The 19,085-nt window shown below is 65.4% G+C and carries 19 protein-coding genes; 7 read left to right on the forward strand and 12 right to left on the reverse strand.

The window, feature by feature from the left end; genetic code table 11:
• Nucleotides 1-3 precede the first annotated feature (3 nt).
• On the reverse strand, nt 4-1,362 hold the full coding sequence (locus tag SLQ30_RS06720) for a sulfatase (RefSeq protein ID WP_319447347.1): 1,359 nt from the start codon (nt 1,360-1,362) through the stop codon (nt 4-6).
• Between the two features lie 69 nt (nt 1,363-1,431).
• Nucleotides 1,432-1,788: a cupin domain-containing protein gene (locus SLQ30_RS06725; protein WP_319447346.1), complete on the reverse strand. Its 357-nt coding sequence runs from the start codon at nt 1,786-1,788 to the stop codon at nt 1,432-1,434.
• 77 nt (nt 1,789-1,865) lie between these two features.
• On the opposite strand from SLQ30_RS06725, the gene SLQ30_RS06730 reads away from it, so the two are divergent.
• Both SLQ30_RS06730 and SLQ30_RS06735 read left to right on the forward strand, forming a co-directional pair.
• Nucleotides 1,866-2,285, forward strand: coding sequence for a YchJ family protein (locus tag SLQ30_RS06730; protein ID WP_319447345.1), 420 nt, complete (start codon nt 1,866-1,868; stop codon nt 2,283-2,285).
• Between the two features lie 218 nt (nt 2,286-2,503).
• Nucleotides 2,504-3,115: a chitin-binding protein gene (locus SLQ30_RS06735; RefSeq protein ID WP_319447344.1), complete on the forward strand. Its 612-nt coding sequence runs from the start codon at nt 2,504-2,506 to the stop codon at nt 3,113-3,115.
• A 47-nt stretch (nt 3,116-3,162) separates the two neighbouring features.
• Here SLQ30_RS06735 and SLQ30_RS06740 read toward each other — a convergent pair whose 3' ends face one another.
• Together SLQ30_RS06740 and SLQ30_RS06745 are read right to left on the reverse strand one after the other, a co-directional pair.
• A complete protein-coding gene (locus SLQ30_RS06740; protein WP_319447343.1) occupies nt 3,163-3,645 on the reverse strand; it encodes a hypothetical protein in 483 nt (160 codons plus the stop codon).
• Nucleotides 3,646-3,684: 39 nt separating this feature from the next.
• Complete coding sequence (locus SLQ30_RS06745; protein WP_319447661.1) at nt 3,685-5,286, reverse strand: hypothetical protein; 1,602 nt, start codon at nt 5,284-5,286, stop codon at nt 3,685-3,687.
• 291 nt (nt 5,287-5,577) lie between these two features.
• Here SLQ30_RS06745 and SLQ30_RS06750 point away from each other — a divergent pair, with 291 nt between their 5' ends.
• A complete protein-coding gene (locus tag SLQ30_RS06750) occupies nt 5,578-6,183 on the forward strand; it encodes a phosphatase PAP2 family protein (RefSeq protein WP_319447660.1) in 606 nt (201 codons plus the stop codon).
• On the opposite strand, the gene SLQ30_RS06755 is transcribed toward SLQ30_RS06750, so the two are convergent.
• Nucleotides 6,137-7,621 (reverse strand): bifunctional phosphatase PAP2/diacylglycerol kinase family protein, encoded by a 1,485-nt coding sequence (locus tag SLQ30_RS06755; protein WP_319447342.1) that lies wholly within the window; start codon nt 7,619-7,621, stop codon nt 6,137-6,139. The genes SLQ30_RS06750 and SLQ30_RS06755 overlap by 47 nt on opposite strands.
• An 82-nt stretch (nt 7,622-7,703) precedes the next feature.
• Here SLQ30_RS06755 and SLQ30_RS06760 point away from each other — a divergent pair, with 82 nt between their 5' ends.
• Nucleotides 7,704-8,357, forward strand: coding sequence for a L,D-transpeptidase family protein (locus SLQ30_RS06760; protein WP_319447341.1), 654 nt, complete (start codon nt 7,704-7,706; stop codon nt 8,355-8,357).
• A 9-nt stretch (nt 8,358-8,366) separates the two neighbouring features.
• Here the strand turns inward: SLQ30_RS06760 and SLQ30_RS06765 are convergent, their stop codons facing one another.
• Nucleotides 8,367-8,825, reverse strand: a complete 459-nt coding sequence (locus SLQ30_RS06765; protein WP_319447340.1) for a nuclear transport factor 2 family protein — start codon at nt 8,823-8,825, stop codon at nt 8,367-8,369.
• A gap of 243 nt (nt 8,826-9,068) precedes the next feature.
• Between SLQ30_RS06765 and SLQ30_RS06770 the strand changes: the two genes are divergently transcribed.
• On the forward strand, nt 9,069-10,838 hold the full coding sequence (locus SLQ30_RS06770; RefSeq protein WP_319447339.1) for an Hsp70 family protein: 1,770 nt from the start codon (nt 9,069-9,071) through the stop codon (nt 10,836-10,838).
• Here SLQ30_RS06770 and SLQ30_RS06775 read toward each other — a convergent pair.
• From SLQ30_RS06775 to SLQ30_RS06800, 6 genes are all read right to left on the reverse strand, one after another.
• Nucleotides 10,835-11,812, reverse strand: coding sequence for a dipeptide ABC transporter ATP-binding protein (locus SLQ30_RS06775; RefSeq protein WP_319447338.1), 978 nt, complete (start codon nt 11,810-11,812; stop codon nt 10,835-10,837). The two genes, SLQ30_RS06770 and SLQ30_RS06775, sit on opposite strands and share 4 nt — an antisense overlap.
• Entirely contained in the window at nt 11,809-12,825 is a 1,017-nt protein-coding gene (locus SLQ30_RS06780) for an ABC transporter ATP-binding protein (protein ID WP_319447337.1), read from the reverse strand. The genes SLQ30_RS06775 and SLQ30_RS06780 overlap by 4 nt, the downstream gene beginning before the upstream one ends.
• Nucleotides 12,822-13,784 carry an ABC transporter permease gene (locus SLQ30_RS06785; RefSeq protein ID WP_319447336.1) on the reverse strand — a complete coding sequence of 321 codons (963 nt, stop codon included), beginning with the start codon at nt 13,782-13,784 and terminating at the stop codon, nt 12,822-12,824. The genes SLQ30_RS06780 and SLQ30_RS06785 overlap by 4 nt, the downstream gene beginning before the upstream one ends.
• Before the next feature lie 3 nt (nt 13,785-13,787).
• Complete coding sequence (locus SLQ30_RS06790) at nt 13,788-14,825, reverse strand: ABC transporter permease (RefSeq protein ID WP_319447335.1); 1,038 nt, start codon at nt 14,823-14,825, stop codon at nt 13,788-13,790.
• Entirely contained in the window at nt 14,826-16,478 is a 1,653-nt protein-coding gene (locus SLQ30_RS06795; protein ID WP_319447334.1) for an ABC transporter substrate-binding protein, read from the reverse strand.
• A gap of 172 nt (nt 16,479-16,650) precedes the next feature.
• Nucleotides 16,651-16,902, reverse strand: a complete 252-nt coding sequence (locus tag SLQ30_RS06800) for a hypothetical protein (RefSeq protein WP_319447333.1) — start codon at nt 16,900-16,902, stop codon at nt 16,651-16,653.
• 177 nt (nt 16,903-17,079) lie between these two features.
• Between SLQ30_RS06800 and SLQ30_RS06805 the strand changes: the two genes are divergently transcribed.
• Both SLQ30_RS06805 and SLQ30_RS06810 read left to right on the forward strand, forming a co-directional pair.
• Complete coding sequence (locus SLQ30_RS06805; protein WP_319447332.1) at nt 17,080-18,339, forward strand: sensor histidine kinase; 1,260 nt, start codon at nt 17,080-17,082, stop codon at nt 18,337-18,339.
• Between the two features lie 8 nt (nt 18,340-18,347).
• Complete coding sequence (locus tag SLQ30_RS06810; RefSeq protein WP_319447331.1) at nt 18,348-18,995, forward strand: response regulator transcription factor; 648 nt, start codon at nt 18,348-18,350, stop codon at nt 18,993-18,995.
• Nucleotides 18,996-19,085 lie beyond the last annotated feature (90 nt).

Genomic DNA, 19,085 nt, shown 5'->3' on the forward strand with positions numbered 1-19,085 from the left:
GAACTATTGCTGAAGGTCGTCGTGCACGCCGCGGTCGACGGCGATGGCCGAACGGCTCGGAAGCTCCCGGGCCAGGATGTTCAGGTAGGTGTCCGTGTAGCGCTCGGCGATCCTGGTTCCTGCGAAGTCGGACGGGATGACGTCGTTGGTCTTGACGCGCCAAGCGTCGAGCAGCAGCGCGAGTTCGCCTGCGATGGCGTCGGCCTTGTCGGTCGGGTTGGTCAGCAGGTTCTCGCTCTCGGAGGGGTCGGAGTCGAGGTCGTAGAGTTCGCGGGCCGGGCGGGGACCGCGGGTCAACGGTTCGACCGCCTGGCCGGGGGCACTGTCGGCGATATCCCACGGCAGGTCCAGCACGGGTCGCGGCGCGTAGTTCTCGATATAGCTGTAATCCTTTGTGCGAACGGCCCGTATCGGATCGAAGGAATCGTGATACGTCTTCGTGGTGTAAACCTCGGTACGCGCCGGTCGGTCGCTGTGCTGCGGCGTGCGCAGATGAGGAGCGTGTGAAATGCCCTGCACCTCTTCGGGAATCGCCACATCGAGCAGTTCGAGCAACGTTGGCAGCAGATCAACCCCGCTGAAGAGGTCGTCGTACACCCTTGGGGCGCTGGCACTTCCGGTGGGCGGTCGCACGATGAGCGCGATGCCGGTGCCCGCTTCGTACAGCGTGGACTTGGCTCTGGGAAGAGCGGGACCGTGGTCGGTCAGGAACACCACCCAGGTGGTGCGGTCGAGGCCGGTCGACTCCAGGGTGTCGAGCAGTTGCCCGACGGCCGCGTCGGCCACCGTGATGGACCCGTAGAAGTCGGCGAGATCCTGCCGGACTTCAGGAGTGTCGGGGAGGTAGTCGGGTAGCGATACCGAGTCCGCCTGCGCAGGTTCGTACCGGTCGTGAGGATACGGCCGGTGGGTCTCGAAGAAGCCGGCCGTCAGCAGGAATGGCTGGCTGGGCGCCGCTTCGAGCCATTTGGTGGCGCGCTCGACGACGTATTCACAGTATGAGTTGGACACGTCGTACTCGTCGAAGCCGAGCCGCGAGGGGAATGACGTTTCATGTTGCATGCCGAACAGTGCGGTTCGCCAACCTGATTGGGCGAGTAACGCGGGCAACGTCTGCACGCCGGCGCGGTACTCCCAGCCGTGGTGCGCCAGCCCGATGAGCCCGTTGCTCTGGGGGTAGCGCCCCGTGAAGAGTGAACCTCGCGACGGCGAACACAACGGAGCGGTGGCGTGGGCCCTGGTGAATAGGATGCCTTCGTCTGCGAGCCGGTCGAGCCGCGGGCTCGAGACGTCGGCGTGCCCGTAGGCGCCCAGGTAGCGGCCGAGGTCGTGCCAGTGCACGAGCAACACGTTGTCGGTCATTGTTCATACACGGAACAGGTTCTACGCCGATTCGGCAACCGTTGCACTCGTGGGCTTGGTGAATCGGCCCTACCCCTGGGGATAGAAAAGGAACAACACGCAGCCTGTCGTCGATTGCGGGATATGCCACGACCCCGCCGGAGCGTGCAGGAACGTGCCTGCGGGATAGTCGTTTACGCCGTCGTTGAGGACACCGGACACGACATACACCTCTTCGGGTCCGGGACTGTGATGGTCTTCACCACCCCATACGGCACCAGGCGCAATGGTCGTGACGATGGCCTTGGCGCCATTTTCACCTCGCCAAAGCGGTTGCATCGTGACGCCCGGGAAGAGCTCGACAGGATCGACGTCGGCCAGCGATTTCCACGCATATCCGGGGGCGTTCGGGCCGAACTGTCCGGCGTCACCGGTGTCTAGGCTCATGTTCGGTGGAACCGAGCTCCAGGCCCAGGCATTCCCCCCACCACCGTTCTGACGAGGTGGCGGTGCACAATTCGTAGATGCCCCACGCGCGTGTGCCGTCACTAAGTAGCGGCGGGTTCGGCCAGCCGTGCCCCTGCGGCAGCGGAACCGGCCTCGACGCCTGCTGTGGACAGTTGCACCGCGGCGAAAGGCACGCGGCCACAGCCGAAGAGTTGATGCGGTCGAGGTATGCGGCCTACGCGCTGGGGGAGTCTGACTATCTGTTCCGCACCTGGCATCCGCGCACACGTCCCGCCGACGTGGCCACCGGTGGCGGCATTGTCTGGACGGCCCTCGAGGTGAACGACACCGTGGACGGCGGCGTCGACGATGATCAGGGACAAGTGGAATTCACCGCCCACTTCGAATCCGGCGGAAAGCCCGGCCGGATGCACGAGCGCAGCCGCTTCGAACGCCGCGTCGGGCGCTGGTGCTACGTCGACGGTGATCTTGAATAAGGGCACGTCGCGCGTCTCAATGTGAGCTGGAAAACACAAGATCGAACGAGCTGCGCTCGCATGCTGGGCAATGCCGTGCGAAAAGTGTTAAGCATCACTGCATTTGCGCTACACAGCGCATCTCCACTGCGCGCTTAGCGGGCTCATAGCAAAGCTGGCTAGCGTCGGGTCCTCGGGACAAATCGTGAAAATGCTCCCGGAGAAGGAGTGAGAAAACGATGAACCTCAAGAAAGCTGTCGCGGGAGTTGCTCTCGCAGGCGGCGTGAGCATGGCCCTGATGGGGGCCGGTTCTGGCCTCGCGAATGCGCAACCAGGCGGAGGCGGCGGAGGCGGCTGCATGCCGCCACAGTGCGGGGGACCTGGTCCTGGCGGACCTGGAGGCGGCCACGGCGGTCCCGGTGGACCTCCTGGTGGTGGTGACTTCCGCGGCGGTGGCCCCGGCGGCGGCCCCGGTGGCCAGGACTTCCACGACCGCGGCCCCGGTGGTCCCGGTGGCCCGGGTGATTTCCGCGGGCCCGGTGGGCCTGGTGGCCCAGGTGATTTCCGCGGCCCCGGCGGTCCTGGTGACTTCCGCGGTGACGGTCACGACTTCGGACCGCGGCCCAATGACGCATTCGGCGGCTTCCGCGGCCAGCCGTGGGGCGATGGAGCCGCGCCGTGGGGCTGGGGCGCACCGCCTCGTGCAGGCTGGGGCGGCCCGTTCCCTCCACCCGGAGGGGTCTGGAACCAGGGCCCGGTGAACTACTTCGGCTACAACGAGCAGCCGATCTGGGATCAGGGCCAAAACGGCTGGGGTTTCTACTTCTTCGGAGTCTGGATTCCGCTGTAACGAGTAACCGATAGGACGGCCGTCCCGCAGCTGCGAGGGCGGCCGTCTTACTTGGTGGGCACCCCGCACGCCGAATAGACGAACTTGGGGGGCGCGTCGAAGGCGAACGAACGCTGCGGCAGCTGCGCCAACACCTCGGGCGGCAGCGCTGCCTTGAAGTGCAGCGACATCGAGCCGGCGAAGGTGGGTTCGACCACGGAGATATCCGGAACGTCCAGCGTCAGACCGCTCTCGTCCAGCGTGGCCTGCACCATCGAGCCCGACGCGTGGTTCCACTGGTGGTCGACGGCCCGGCCCGCCTTGTTGGGCACCGAGGAAAGCGTCCCGAGCACCCGCAGCTGAGTCAGCGCCAGCGCCCCCACGTAACTGCGGATGTTGCCCTTGGCGGTCTTGCCGGGCACTTTCCCCGAGAATCTGAACGTCACGGGGACGAACTCCGTCAGGTGAATGAGTCCTTCGGCGTCGATCTGGGCTCGCATGTCATCGGGCAGCTTCCCGATGCCGAGCATCTTGCGCAGCAAGACGGCCATAGTCGAAGAGTATCGACTATGGCCGCCCCGCGGTTGCTTTTACTTCTGTGCAGGCAGGACGAACTCGCCTGTCTTGTCCGTGCTCAGACACAGCGAGCAGATGTAGGAATCCTCCTTGGTGGACTTCATCATGTCGGGCCGCTCGTAATCGTGATGGCAGACATGACATTTGAGGTGCGCGTCGGACGGGTTTCCATGCTCGTCGTACATCGGCAGGTCGATACCGTCGTCGGTGCGACGCAGGTAGTACTTGCCCTTGGTCGCGATCGCGATGATCGGCGGGAGCACCAGGGCCAGTCCGATGGCGACCAGCGGCGAGTACGGCCGGATGGCCTCGCCGAGTCCTCCGAAGAACGCCAGCACCGAGACGCCCGCCGCGATCAGCATCGAGCCGAACCCGACCGGGTTGAAGTTGTACAGCATTCCGCGCCGGAACTCCGGCTGCTTCGGCGACAGCTTCAACAGGTACTTGTTGAACACGATGTCGGACGCGACCACCACCACCCAGGCCATGCCGCAGTTGGCGTAGAAGCCGAGGATGGTGTTGAGGAAGTCGAACATGTTCGCTTCCATCAGGATCAGCGCGATCAGCAGGTTGAAGCCGAGGAACACCAGCCGACCCGGGTACGTCTTGGTCACGCGGGTGAACGAGTTGGTCCACGCCAATGAGCCGGAGTACGCGTTGGTGACGTTGATCTTGATCTGGCTGATGACCACCAGGCACACGGCCAGCGTCATGGCCAACCACGGCGGCAGGAAGTTCTGGTAGATCTCCAGGAACTGGTGCACCGGCTGATTGGCGATTCCGGCGCTCTCGGCGACGTTGGCGATCAGATACACGGCCAGGAAGAGTCCGACGATCTGCTTGATGGCGCCGAAGATGACCCACCCGGGTCCGGCCAGGAACATCCAGGTCCACCAGCTGCGCTTGTTCTCAGGCGTCTTGGGCGGCATGAAACGCAGGTAGTCGTTCTGCTCGGCGATCTGTGCGATCAGCGACAGACACACGCCGGCGGCAAGCAGGGTGGAGCCGAGGTCGAAGCCCTGGATGTTGTCCTTGCCGGTGTAGGCGAAGAACTGGCCGACGGATTCGGGATGGCTGACGACTAGGTAGACGAACGGCGCCACCATCAGGATGAGCCACAGTGGTGTCGTCCAAACTTGAAGTGTGGAAAGCACTTTCATGCCGTAGATCACCAGCGGGAAGATGACGAGCGTCGACGCCGCATAGCCGAGCCACACCGGTATCCCGAGCCCCAGCTTCAAGCCTTGCGCCATGATCGAGCCCTCGAGCGCGAAGAAGATGAAGGTGAACGTCGCGAAGATGACGTTGGTGACGACCGAGCCGTAATACCCGAAGCCGCTGCCGCGGGTGACCAGGTCGAGGTCGATGTTGTACCGGGCGGAGTAATAGGCCACTGGAAAGCCCGTCGCCATGACGACGACGGCGAAGATGAGGATGCCCCACAGCGCGTTGGTCGTGCCGTAGGCGATGCCGATGTTGGCGCCGATCGCGAAATCCGCCAGGTAGGCGATTCCACCGAGCGCCGAAATGCCAACCACCCGTGTCGACCACTTGCGATAGCTCCGCGGAGCGAAGCGCAACGTGTAGTCCTCCAAGGTCTCCTTGGTGGCGGTCATGGTGTCGAGGGTGGCGTCGTCGGCTATCTCCACCTCGGCCACCGGTTCTTTATTCAGTTCTTGAGTCATGGATTCCTCTCGCTGTGATTGCGCTGCATAGCAATCGCGCTTTGAGGAACTTAGATTCGAGGTGTTACTGCGGTATGACGGTTGTGTTCACGCCACGAGGCGAACGCTGACGCGGGCGTCAAATGCAAACTTCCAGCGACCGGTGGTACAGGTGTAGAGGTGACCCTGCGTAAACCTTGGCTCGGCGGGCTCTTGGCCTTGGCCGTGGTGGTGTACGTATCGATGTGGCTCGGCTGGTCGATGCCGTGGCAGCCGGTGGTGGCCTTCGATGACGCCGCGCTGGCCGTCACGCACCGGTTTGGGCTGGCGCATCCGGGCTGGATCACCTCGTGGGACGTCTTCTGCACGGTGTTCTCGCCGATGACGTTTCGGGTGCTGACGCTCGGCCTCATCGTCTGGGCGTTGATGCGGGGTCAACGACGGCTTGCGCTCTTCCTCTTCGTCAGTGTCGAGTTGAGTGCCGTGCTCACCGAGGTGGCGAAGGCCGCGGCGAACCGGCCACGCCCCGCGACGATGATGGTGGCCGCAACCTCGACGTCGTTCCCGTCCGGCCATGCGCTCGGCACGATGGTCGCGGTGCTGGCGCTGCTCGTCGTGACGCTGCCCTTGGTGAGGCGGACGTACCAGGGGTGGCTGATCGGCGCGGGCGTCGTCATCGTGCTTGGGGTCGGTATCGGGCGCGTCATCCTCAACGTGCACAACCCGTCCGACGTGCTAGCCGGCTGGGCGCTTGGCTACGTCTACTTCGTGGGGTGCCTGCTGCTGGTCGTCGGTTGGCGGGTCAAGGCAACGGCCGAAATACCGGCAGCCCTCGGTAGTGGACCTTGAAACTTGCTTGTTCGCAGCTGATTCCAACTTCGCCGTCGTGAGCGATGGACGTGGGTCCGTCCACCGTGGCGAAGCTGAACTCGGGCACCTGTAGCTCGTGATAGAGCGGGCTGCGCACCAGGCGGCCGAGCATCAGCGACGTCACGACCCTCAGCGTGCTGAACCTGCGCCCGGTCTCGAGGATGCGGATGTCGATGAGCCCGTCGTCCATCCGGGTTCGGCGTGACGGCGTGAATCCCGACGGCAGGTACACCGAGTTGCCGATGAAGAACAACGACGTCTGCAAGGTCTTGTCGTCGTAGGTGATTCGCACCGGTGCGTCGCGGCGCAGCGTGTGGAACAACGCGTACGCCCCGGCGAGCGGCTTGCCGATCTTGCCCTCGAGTTTCTCTCGGGTTTGGACGAACGCTGGGTACGCGCCGATGCTGGCCGTGTTGACGACGGTGTCGGTCTCGTTGAGTCGGATCGCATCGACGTAGGCCGCGGTGCCGTTGCGAATGGCGCCGACCGTCTTCGCGACCGTGTCGCAGCCGATGTCCTTGGCGAAGTGGTTGAACGTGCCCCCTGGAAAGACGGCCAGCGGGACGCCCGCGTCGAGTGCGACGCCTGCCGCCGCCGACACCGTGCCGTCGCCGCCTCCGATGGCGAGCACCTCGGCTCGCTCGGCGGCCGAGCGCAACTGCTCAAGGAGGTCGTCGTCTTCGCCGAGTTCGACGACCTCGGCCTGCGGGAGCGCCTCGCGGAATTCGTCGAGCACCCGCGCCCCGGTGCCGCTGCCCGAACGCGGGTTGATGACGAGCACCACGCCCGCACCGTCGGGTCGGGCCAGGGTGTCGACGCGCAGTGGTTCCGCGGGGCGAAGCCGGGGTTCGACGATCGGCGGCACGATGCGCCCGCCGACGACGGCCACCGCGGCCCCGATGCCGAACCCGGCGAACACGTCGCCGGGATAGTGCGCGCCGGTGGCCACCCGCGACAGCCCGACCAGGCCGGCGAGCAGGGCCAGCCCAAGTCCGAGTGGCGGGCTCTCGAGGCCGACGGCGACGGCGAAGGCGGCCGCGCTGGCCGAGTGGCCCGACGGTAGCGAGTTCGACGTCGGCATCCGGCGGGAACGGCGCACCAGCGGAACCGGGGCCCAGTTCGGCCGCGGGCGTTTCCATACGCGCTTGGCTACTTGATTGGTGAGCAGGCTGGTGACGGCCAGCGTCGCCACGCCACGCGCCGCACCGCGCTTCATCGACGGAGTACCTGCTGCTGCGATGGCCGCCGCGATCGCCAACCACAGCTTGGAGTGGTCGGCGGCTGCCGTGAGCTTGGGCATGAAGGCATCCAGCAGCGGGCTCGGCGACTCCGCGACCGCCTCGAAGATCTCCCGGTCGAGGGTCCCGAGACCCTCGCCGATCTGCTGAATGCCCCGGCGGCGTCGCAGGATGTCCATGGGCTTCAACCTAGCCGTCGGCTGAGAATCGTTGCTGAACCTTTACTTGACCTGGAGCTATGCGCGCCTCGACCATGGGAGTGTGCGCCGACTGGTGGTTCTGCTGAGCACAGCGGTGCTGTGGTTTGCCGTTGCCCCGGTGGCTCGGGCCGAGCTCATTCCATGGTTCGCCAATCAGGTGGGCAATGCGACTCAGGTGATTTCGGTTGTCGGAGTTGGCGGTTCGGATGCCAAGGTCGACGTGTACGAGCGCGCGGCGGCAGGCTGGCAGGCGGTCGCTGCAGGCATCCCCGCGCACGTCGGGTCGGCGGGCATGGCGCCCGAGACGCACGACGGCCAGATGCTCACCCCGATGGGCATCTTCTCGCTCGACTTCGCGTTCGGCACCGCGCCCAACCCGGGCGGCGGCCTGCAGTACGTCCAGGTGGGCAAGAACCACTGGTGGGACGGCGACATGAAGAGCCCGACCTACAACACGATGCAGATGTGCGAGAAGTCGCAGTGCCCGTTCAACACCGATCCGGCCAGCGGTACGGAGAATCTCGAGATCCCGCAGTACCGGCACGCCGTGGTGATGGGTGTCAACAAGGAACGCGTCCCCGGCAACGGCGGCGCATTCTTCCTTCACACCACCGACGGGGGACCGACGGCTGGGTGCGTGGCGATCGACGACGCCATGATGGTCAAGCTCATCAAGTGGCTGCGACCTGGCGCGTTGATCGCGGTCGCCAAATAGGCCAACTAGTCAGATGTGAACGGCCCGACCGGCTTTCACCTTGAAGTTGAGCGCCGCGACCGACATCGAGGCGTCGTAGGTGCGGTCGTAGCCGGTGACGCTGATCTTCCAGCCGTCCGCGGTGCGCCGGTAGCGGTCGTGATAGAAACCCGCGCCAATCAACATGAAGTCGTACTTCGGGACGATGACCTTGTCCTGCAGGTACCAGGTCCCGGTGGCTTCGTCGCCGTCGACGTCGATCTCGGGGTGCGTCACGCGGTGCTCGGTGATCATGTCGGCAGGCATCGACTCGCGCATGAACGCGACGAGTGAAGCGCGATCGGTGAAGTGGTGTTCCTCGCCGAGGGACTCGCCGTAGTCGCCGATGACGTCCTCGGTGAGTGTGTCCGAGAACTCGTCCCAGTGCTTCGTGTCGAGCGCACGTAGATACCGGTACTTGACTCGCTGAATCTCCTCGAAATCGCCCATTCGGACATTGCAACACGAGGGTGGGGCGCCGCATAGGGTCGGTCACGGGTTTCGGTGACGAATACGTCAAATCGCTGCCTGGTTGGTTGCCGGATGCACTCGACCGTCGCGGAATCCGCCGGACTCGGCATGGTTGCGACATGGTGTCAATTCCAAAACCTAGCTGGGAGAACGCTGTTCGATAGGTTCGCTACGGAGTGTCTGAACGATGGCCCCGGCGATCCGAGCTATCGTGGCACTGTTATGAGCGACCCAATGGGGTTGTCGATCGGGACGACCAACCTAGTGGCGGCTCGCGTCGGCAACCCACCCGTGATGCGGCGCTCCGTGCTGACCGTTTCCGGTGAGGCGGTCAGCGGCTTCGTCGAGCGCGTCGGAGACCCGGTACCGATAGTCACGGCCGACGGCTCGTCGCATCTCGCTGACGAGTTGGTGGTCGAGGCGATCACCGCGATGGTCGGCAACGAACCGACGCCCCACGTGGCGGTGGCCGTCCCCGCGCACTGGACAGGCGCGACCCTTCGCGCGCTGCGCACCGCGATGCGCAACAAGCCCAACCTCGCCCCCAACGGCGCGGTGCCGCGGCTGGTATCCGATGCCGTGGCCGCCCTTACTGCGTTGCATGTCAACCCCGGCCTGCCCGGGCAGGGTGTCATCGCGCTGCTGGACTTCGGCGGCGGGGGTACCAGCATCACGCTGGCCGATGCGGCCGCCAACTTCGAGCCCATCGACACGGTCCGGTATACCGACTTCTCCGGCGACGGGCTGGACCAGGTGCTGCTTGCCAAGGTGCTCGAGGGCATCGCCGACGCCGGCGAGGTCGACCCGGCAGGCACGCAGGCGGTCGGATCCTTGAGCCAGCTGCGGGAGGACTGCAGGCAGGCCAAGGAAGCACTGTCCGAGGCCACCACTACGGAGGTCGGCGTCGAGCTGCCCGGGTACTCGTCGACGTTCAACGTGACGCGCCCGGAGTTCGAGGCATTGGTCGACACCGGGTTGGCGGGCGTGCTGTCCGAATTGGACGACATGCTGCTACGCAACAGGATTCAGTGGGCGGACGTGACCACGGTGGCGATGGTCGGAGGCGGGGCCCGCATTCCGCTGATCGCTGCGCGCGTGTCCGAGCACACGAAGACGCCGCTGGTGGTGAGCCCGGTGCCTGCCCTTGACGCGGCCGTGGGGGCCGCGATCGTCGCGGCGTACACCCTTGACGCCGAGGCCGCGACGGGTGTGGCCCCGGCAGACCTGATCCCGACTGGAGAGTTCGACGCCGCCGCGCCCGATTCGGCGACGTTCCGCGCGCTTGCCTGGTCACAGGCCGAGGACTTCGACGACGACGACTCGTTGCTCTTCACGGACGAGACGGCGTATGGCTACGACACCGGCACGACGCGGGCGGTCGCACAGTACGTGCCCGCCGTCGACCCGGTGGACGCCGATGAACACCGTTCGTGGCAGCGCTTGCCACAGTTGATCTTCGGGGTTGCCGTGGCCGCCGTGCTGCTCGCCGTCGGCGGGGTCGCGATCGTGCTGACCACCGCGACGGACAACAGCCCGCCAACCCCGACCCCCGTTCCAGTGATCGCGCCGTCGATCCCGTCCAGCACCGTCGCGCCGCCACCACCGCCGCCACCGCCGCCGCCGGAGCCGTTGAGCACCGTCACGGTGACCGAGGCGCCGCCGCCTCCACCTCCACCACCACCGGTCGAGGTGACGACGACGCACACCACGGTCGCGCCGACACACACCACCACCACGACGACGACCACGACGCCGCCGACCACGACCACCACGACGGAAACGACGACGACAACCACCACGACGGAGACGACGACGCCGTCACCCACGATGACGACGAGTTACATCACCGTTCCGTTCGTACCCGTGCCCATCCCGATTCAGGTGCCTGCCACGCAGACCCCGACACCGCAGTATCCGTATCAGCAGCAGCCGCAATACCCATACCAGCAGCAGCCCCAGTATCCGTATCAGCAGCCGCAGTACCCGTACTAATCGCGGGGATGGTGGCACGCCGCCAGGTGTTGGGCCTCGAGCTCGCGGAGCTCGGGATCGTCGGTCTCGCACACGTCGGTCGTCCACGGGCAGCGAGTGTGAAAGTGGCAGCCCGACGGCGGGTCGATCGGACTGGGCGGGTCACCTTCGAGGATGAGTCGCTCGCGTGCGGTGTTGAGCTTAGGGTCGGGGATGGGCACCGCCGACAACAGAGCGTTGGAGTACGGGTGCAAGGGATGCTGGTAAAGGTCAGTCGCCGAACCGCTTTCGACGATCCGGCCCAGGTACATGACCGCAACGCGGTCGGACACGTGTCGGACCACGCCGAGGTCGTGTGCGACGAACAGATAGGACAGCCCCATCTCGTCCTGAAGGTCCTTGAGCAGGTTGACGATCTGAGCCTGTACGGAGACGTCGAGGGCAGACACGGGTTCGTCGGCGATGATCAGCTTCGGTTGCAGGGCAAGCGCTCTCGCGATGCCGATGCGCTGGCGTTGGCCCCCGGAGAACTCGTGGGGATAGCGGTCGCGGTGTTCGGGGGCAAGGCCGACTCGGTCGAGCAACTCCTGAACCCGCCTGCCGACGTCCCGGCCGCTGGCCAACCCATGCAATTGCATGGGCTCGCCGATGATCTGGCCGACGCGCTTGCGTGGGTTCAGCGAAGCGTAGGGGTCCTGGAAGATCATCTGGACCTGACGTCGGATGGGCCGCAACTGGCGTCGGGAGCGGCCCACCAGTTCCTCGCCAGCGAACCGCACCGAGCCCGAGGTAGGTGCGGTCAGTTGCAGGATCGTCCGGCACAGCGTCGACTTGCCGCAGCCGGATTCGCCTACCAGGCCTAGGGTTTCGCCTTCGTTGATGGTGAGGCTGACTCCGTCGACGGCGCGCACGCGGCCGACCTCGCGATCGACCACGAGGCCCGACTTGATCGGGAAGTGCTTGACGAGATCGGTGACCTCGAGCAGCGGGTTCACGGGCTGACCGCCTTTCGCAGCCCGATGCGACCGTCGACATCGCGGAGCACGCGTTTCTGCTCAGGCTCGAGCCAGCAGCGGTCACCGTCGCGCAGCGGCGGCGGTTCTGCGCACTTGTCGAACACGTGCGGGCAGCGCGGGGCGAAGCGACATCCGGTCGGCGGGGTGAGCAGTGACGGCGGCATTCCGGTGATCTGGGCCAGCCGCCCCGGCGTCGGTTGGTCCAGTCGGGCAAGGGATCCGAGCAGCCCCCAGGTGTACGGATGCTGGGGGTCGTAGAAGATGTCGTCCAGGCTGGCGTCCTCGACTATCTGCCCCGCGTACATCACCGCGACGCGGTCGGCGAGTTCGGCGACGACGCCGAGGTCGTGGGTGATCAGCACGATCGCAAGCCCGCGTTCCCGGTTGAGCCGGTCGAGTAGTCGCAGGATCTGAGCCTGCACTGTGACGTCGAGCGCAGTCGTGGGTTCGTCGGCGATCAGCACGTCGGGGTCGAGCGACAGCGCCATCGCGATCATCACCCGTTGGCGCATGCCTCCGGAGAACTCGTGCGGGTAATCGCGCACGCGGCGTTCGGGATTGGGGATGCCGACTGAGCGCAGGAGTTCGACGGTGCTATCGAGCGCCTCGCGCTTGGACACCTTGCGATGCGCCCTGATCATCTCGACGATCTGATCCCCGACGCGGTAGACGGGGTTCAGCGACGTCATCGGATCCTGGAAGATCATCGCGATGCGCTTGCCGCGGATGGCGCGCAGCTTGTCGTCGTCGAGCTTCGTGAGGTCCTGAGTTGGGCCACTGCCGTCGAACTCGACCGACCCGGTGATCGTGGCGTTGGGCGCACGGGTCAGACCAAGCAACGTCTGCGCGGTGACGCTCTTGCCGGAACCGGATTCTCCTACGATGGCGAGGATTTCGCCCTTGTCCAGGTCGAAGGAGACGCCCTCGACCGCGCGCACCACACCGCCGTCGGTGGCGAAGCTGACATTGAGGTCTCGAACCGAGAGGATCATGCCGGGGCCGCCTCGCCGAGTCGGATGCGTGGGTCCAGAACCGCGTAGAGGACGTCGACGATGGTGTTGAACAGCACGATGAAGAAGGCGCCGAACATGGTTACGCCGATCAGCGGCGGGAGATCGAGGCTGCCGATGGCCTGCCCGGCGTAGAGGCCGACGCCGTTGAGGTTGAACACGGTCTCGGTGAGGATCGCGCCGCCGCCGACGACCATCCCGAAGTCCAGACCGAACAACGTGATGACGGGGATCATGGAGTTGCGGAGCACGTGCTTGATGCGGATCTGACGCTCGCTGACGCCCTTGGCGCGGGCGGTGCGGACGTAATCCTCGTTCATCACGTCGAGCATGTTGGAGCGCAGTAGCCGGCTGTAGAAGCCCACGAACAGCACGGCGAGCGTGATCCACGGCAACACCAGGTGGTAGGCCCAGTCGGCGGGGTTCTTGGTCAGGGGTACGTAACTGCTCGTCGGGAACCACTGCGCCTTGAAACTCAAGTAGTACAACAGCATTGCGGCCAGCCAGAACACCGGCATCGAGATCCCGACCAGCGAGAGGATTGTCAGCGCCCGGTCGGTGAATCGACCCGCGTGCACGGCCGACAGGTAGCCGAACACCACGGCGAGCGTCATCCACAGCACCGCGGCGCCGATACAGAGCGACAGCGTTGCGGGCAATCCCTTCCAGATCTGCTCGACGACATTCTGGGAACTCGCATACGACGTCAGCTCACCGGTGAAGATCTTCTTCATCATCGTCAGGTACTGCACCGGAAGCGATCGGTCGAGGCCGAGATCTGCGGTGACGCGCGCGATCAGTGCGGGATTGGAGTTCTTGCCCGCGATGCGCGCCGCTGGGTCGGAGTTCGGGATCACGTTGAAGATCAGGAAGACGATCACCGAGATCGCGAACAGCACGGCGATCATGCCCAGCACTCGTCGCACGATGAAGCTCGCCACCGGTCAGTGCTCCAGCCGGATCTTGGCCCGCGGATCCAGCGCGTCCCGAAGGCCGTCGCCGAACACGTTGAGCGACAACACCGTCAGCACGATCATCAGGCCGGGCACGATCGTCAGGTGCGGTGCGGTGTAGATGTTCTGGTAGCCGTCGGCGATCATCGTGCCCCACGACGCGTTGGGCGGACGCACCCCGGCGCCGAGGAAGGACAACGACGACTCCAGCAACATGTTGTTGGCGATGTTGAGGGTGAAGAACACGATGATGGTCGACGCGACGTTGGGCAGCAGCTCGGAGATCATGATGCGCACCGACCCCTTGCCCTGTGCGACGGCGGCTTCGACGAACTCCTTCTCGCGCAACGCCAGAATCTCGCCCCGGATCGGTCTGGCCATGTACGGGACGTAGACGAATCCGATGATGAGGATCGGAATCCACAGCGAGTCGCCCGCCACGACGAGGCCACCGACCTTCACCCCGCCAAGGGCCAGGGTGGTACCGAGCGCGATGCCGAGCAGCAGCACGGGGAATGCCCACACGACCTCGAGGGCGCGGGACAGCACCGCGTCGATCCAGCCGCGGTAGTAGCCGCACACCAGTCCGACCAGGACCGCGAACACCGTCGTCACCAGCGCGGCGGCGACGCCAACGAAGATCGACGTCCGCCCGCCGTACAGCATGCGCACCATCACGTCGCGGCCGTTCTGGTCGGCACCGAGCAGGAACTGGCCGTGCAGTCCTGGCCCCAGCGGCGTTCCATCGGGGGAGACGACGTACGTCTCCTGCCCGTCGATCATGACCTTGTCGGTGATGTGGTTCTGGTTCGGGCCGGTGTGAGCGACGTGGTCGGCCCACAGCGGCGCGGCCAGGCAGATGGCCACGATCACCACGAACAGCACACCGAATGCGAGCGCAACCTTGTTGCGGCGCAAGCGCATCCATGCGAGTTGCCAGGGGCTGCGACCGCGGAGCTCAGCTGCGGGTACGCCGACGGGCAGCGGTGGATCGCCCGGTGCTTGCGCCGCTTCCAGGGATGCGGTCATCTACTTAACGGCGAACGACGAGTAATCCTGGTTGAACAGCAGATGGTGATAGGACTTGTCGAAATCCATGCGCTCGGACAGGAACGTGGTGAACTCCTCGTTGCCGTACGGCGCCCACACCGCCTGTTCCATGTAGGCCTTGTCCAGTTCCGCGTACTGCTTCTTCACGTCGTCGGTGAGTTGCTGTTCGAGCAGCTTGTCCATCGTGGCGTCGAGTGCCGGGATGTTGACCCGTGAGAAGTTGTTTCCGTTCGTCGGAAGGATGCTCTTGCCGTTGATCAGTGGACGGAAGAAGTCGTCGGGATGCGGGAAGTCCTGGAACCAGTCGCCGAAGCCGGTGTCGAGGTCGGGGGTCGACTGGTTGCCGATCGTGGTGAAGTAGACGTCGCCGGCGATCACCTTGAGCGTGGCGTTGAACCCCAACTGCGTGAGCAGGTCGTGGTAGTACTCGCCGATGCGCTTGCGGTCCGGCTCGTCGTCGGTCCACACCGTGATGTCCTTGTCGGCCGGATTAGCCTCGGCAAGTAGAGCTTTGGCCTTGTTCATGTCCGGCCCGGGGTAGAGCTTGTACTCCTCGTAGCCGGGCATTCCTGGCGGAAGGATCTGTTGCGTCGGGTGCAGGCGGCCGCCGAACACCCGGTTCAGCGCCTCGGGGTCGACGGCGTAGTTGATGGCCTGGCGCACCTTGGGGTCGTTGAACGGGGCGGTCTGGTTGTTCATCCAGAAGTAGTACGTGTTGATCGACTCTTCCATGCGGAAGCGGTCCGCGAACTTCGATTTCACCTCCGCCAACCGGTCCGCATCGGGTGGGTCGGTCATGAAGTCGATGGTGTTCTGCTCGACACCAGTGACCTGTGCGGAGTTGCTCTTGTTCTGGGTGATCGTGATCTTGTCGACGTTCGCGTCGGCGACTTCCGTTGCGCCCGCGTCCTTGACGGTCTGGAAGTTGGGGTTGCGTTCCAGCGTCAGCGTCTGCGGTTGTTCGACGTGCGTGATCACGAACGGTCCGCTGGATGGCGGGGGCTTGGGCGTCGCGTCCTTGTCCAGCGGTGTGCTCGGCGGCACCGGAGCGGCGAACGTAAGCGCCAGCAGACCCTCGAAGGTGCCGTTGGGCTGGGTCAGCGCGATGGTGATGGCACCGGTGGCATCGTCGGTGGTGATGCCGCTGATCTTGTCGGCCTTGCCGTCGGCGTAGTCGCGGGCTCCCACGATCGGCTCGTAGAACACCGAGCCGCCGGAATCGGCCTTGAACAGTCGCTGGATCGCATAGGTGAAGTCGGAGGCCTTGATCGGCGTGCCGTCGGAGTACTTCATGTTGGGTCGAAGGGTGAGTTTGTAGGTCTTGCCGTCGGCGGACACCTCGGGCATGTCCTTGGCCAGGCCGGGGACGACCTCGGTCCCCTCTTCGCCCTTCGCGTGCTTGTAGGTGAGCAGCGGGACGTAGGTGTTGTACAGGACTTCCCAGCCCTCGAGGGTGTACGAGAGTTGGGGGTCGACGTAGTCGGGGAACGACGTCATCGACACGTTGATGTCGCCGCCGCCGGAACCGCCACCACCTCCGGAATCCCCACCACACGCGGCCACCCCGAAAGTGGTCAGTGCGGTGACGATCGAGACGCTTAGGACTTTCCGAACCTTGCGACGTGCCCTCATCTAGGTGCGCCTCCCATGTGTCGAGATACCTGTCGAGCGGATGTCCATAACCTGTACGCCACCTTGCGGTGCTCTATGCAGCTTTCCCGAAATACGGCGGTGGGCAACTCGAGCGCCAAAGACCCCTTCCCGGCGTATGCCGGCAAGGGGCCTTGATCGGGCGCGCTTGGGCTCAGGCGCCCGGCGCGGTGAAGTTTGCCGCAGTCGTGGGATCGAGCAGCGACGGGTGGTGGCGGTGCCACCAGTTGCCCGGGGTGGCTCCGATGGCCGGCTGGGCCATGGTGTGCGGCGTGGCGACCAGTCCCGGCTGGGGCTGCGCGACGCTCGCGGCGCTGGCCGTACCAGCCAGGCCGAGCACCGTAGAACCGGCGATTGCGGCTGCCACGACGAACTGGGCGATGCGGGTGGGGATGTGCTTGTTCATGTGAATTCCTTTGCATAAGAGTACTTCTCGTTGTGCCGGCTGAGGTATTTCGGCCACGTGATAACACTCGCTGGGGCGTGGCCGGTTGTCTGTCGCGCAAAAGGGCGTTGCCAGGGATGAATCGGGTGTCGTCCGATTGATCGACACCGGAGCATCTCGGCTGGATACACTCCGCGGGTGCGCCAAGAGGGCCGGTTCTGGGTGAGCCTGGTCGTGCCGCCCATCGCGACCGGCGCGGGCGGCAGCGAGGCCGTCCGCGCGATATTCCTGAGGTTCGACGGCCAGGCCCAACGGCTGCGCAGCATCCTACGACTGCTCCTGGTCGCCGTGATGGCGATGGCGGTGTGGGCAGGCACGTCGAGTACCGAGTGGCCCGCCCAGTTTGCGTTGGTCGCCGGATACTTGGCGCTCGCCCTCGTCGCGGCCTGGATGTTGGTGCGGCATCCCCAGCGGGCCCGCAAGTTACGGGCGTTGGAACCGATGGTGCCCGTGGACGTCGCGGCGATCTGCGTGCTGCAGTTCCTGTCCGCGGGCAGCTACCTGGTGCTCGCCCTGCTGGCCTTCCTGCCGTTCTTCATCGCCACGCAGGCCGGCCGCCGCGCCGCGGTGATGTCGGTCGTTGCGATCCTGGGTGGGGGCTTCGCAGTCTTGACGGATCCGGTGTTCCGGCAACAGATGTCGGCCCCTTCGGTGGTGGCTCTGCTCACCATGTTGGCGCTGCTGTGCTACTGCTCGTACACGGTGTCCCGGGTGCAGCAGCGCAGGCTGGCCGGAATCGCCGAACTGACCGCAAGCAGGTCGCTGCTGCTTGCCGACGTGATGACGTCGGAGGAACGCGAGCGCCGCAGAATTGCCGAGGTGTTGCACGACGGCGCGCTGCAGACCGTGCTCGCTGCAAAGCAGGACCTACGGGATGCGTTGCGGCACAACGGCACCGATCCAGAGGTCGTGCGGGCCAGTGAATTGTTGGGGGACGTGTCGCACCAACTACGGCAGGTCACCCGCGAACTGCATCCATCGGTGCTCGACGAGGCGGGATTGGCGACGGCCGTGCAGACGCTGGCGCAGACCTTCACCGAACGAACCGGCCTACCCGTGGAATGCGTCGTCGACTACCCGCGGTCCCACCGCGACGATCCCACGCTGTATGCGGTCGCGCGCGAACTGCTCGCCAACGTCGCACGGCACGCAGAGGCCACGCGCGTCGAGGTCGAACTGCACGACACGGGAGACGCGGTAACCCTCGACGTGCGAGACGACGGCGTTGGCATGGATCCCGCAGTTATTGCGCATCGACTGAGCGAGGGGCACATTGGGCTTGCCTCGCACCGCGCACGCGTCGAGACCTTAGGGGGCGTCGTGACCTTTCGACCGACAGAGCGTGGCACCTGGATACACGTCGGGCTGCCCGCCGCCGAGCGCGCATCAGAAGGCTAGGGGGCGCCGTGAGCAGCTCAGACCGCAGGGTTCGCGTCGTCGTCGGAGACGATCACCCGGTGTATCGCGATGGCGTGGTCCGTGCGCTGGACGCCAGCGACCGAACGCAGGTCGTCGCTGCAGTCGGGGACGGCCACGCTGCGCTCGAGGCCATTCGCGAACACGGGCCCGACGTCGCGCTGCTCGATTACAAAATGCCTGGCCTCGACGGCATCGCGGTTGCCCACGCCGTCACCAGGGACCGGCTGCCGACGCGTGTGCTGTTGCTGTCGGCGACCACCGATGGCCACCTGGTCTATCGGGCGATCCAGGACGGGGCCGCCGGGTACCTATCCAAGGAGGCCGACCGCGACGAGATCGTGTCCGCGGTGGTGGCCTGCGCGCGGGGTGAGGACGTGTTGCCGCCAGAGCTAGTCACGTCGCTGACCGCGCAAGTGCGTCAACACGCGCAGGCGCCCGCCCCGATGCTCAGTGACCGCGAGCGCGAGATACTCCGCATGATTGCCGACGGCAAGTCCGTTCCGGACATCGCCAAGGAGCTCTACATCGCGCAGACCACCGTCAAGACACACATCCGGCGGCTATACGAAAAGCTCGGCGTGTCGGACCGCGGCGCGGCCGTCGCCTCTGCCATGCGCAGTCACCTCCTGGAGTAGCCGTGTCGTCCGATTGAACGACACCGGATTCATCCCCCGCATCGTTCGATTGCACGCTGCCGGTCGTTCCCGTTGCAACGCAAGCTGATC

The sequence above is a fragment of the Mycobacterium sp. RTGN4 genome (assembly GCF_033804635.1).
Taxonomy (GTDB): domain Bacteria; phylum Actinomycetota; class Actinomycetes; order Mycobacteriales; family Mycobacteriaceae; genus Mycobacterium.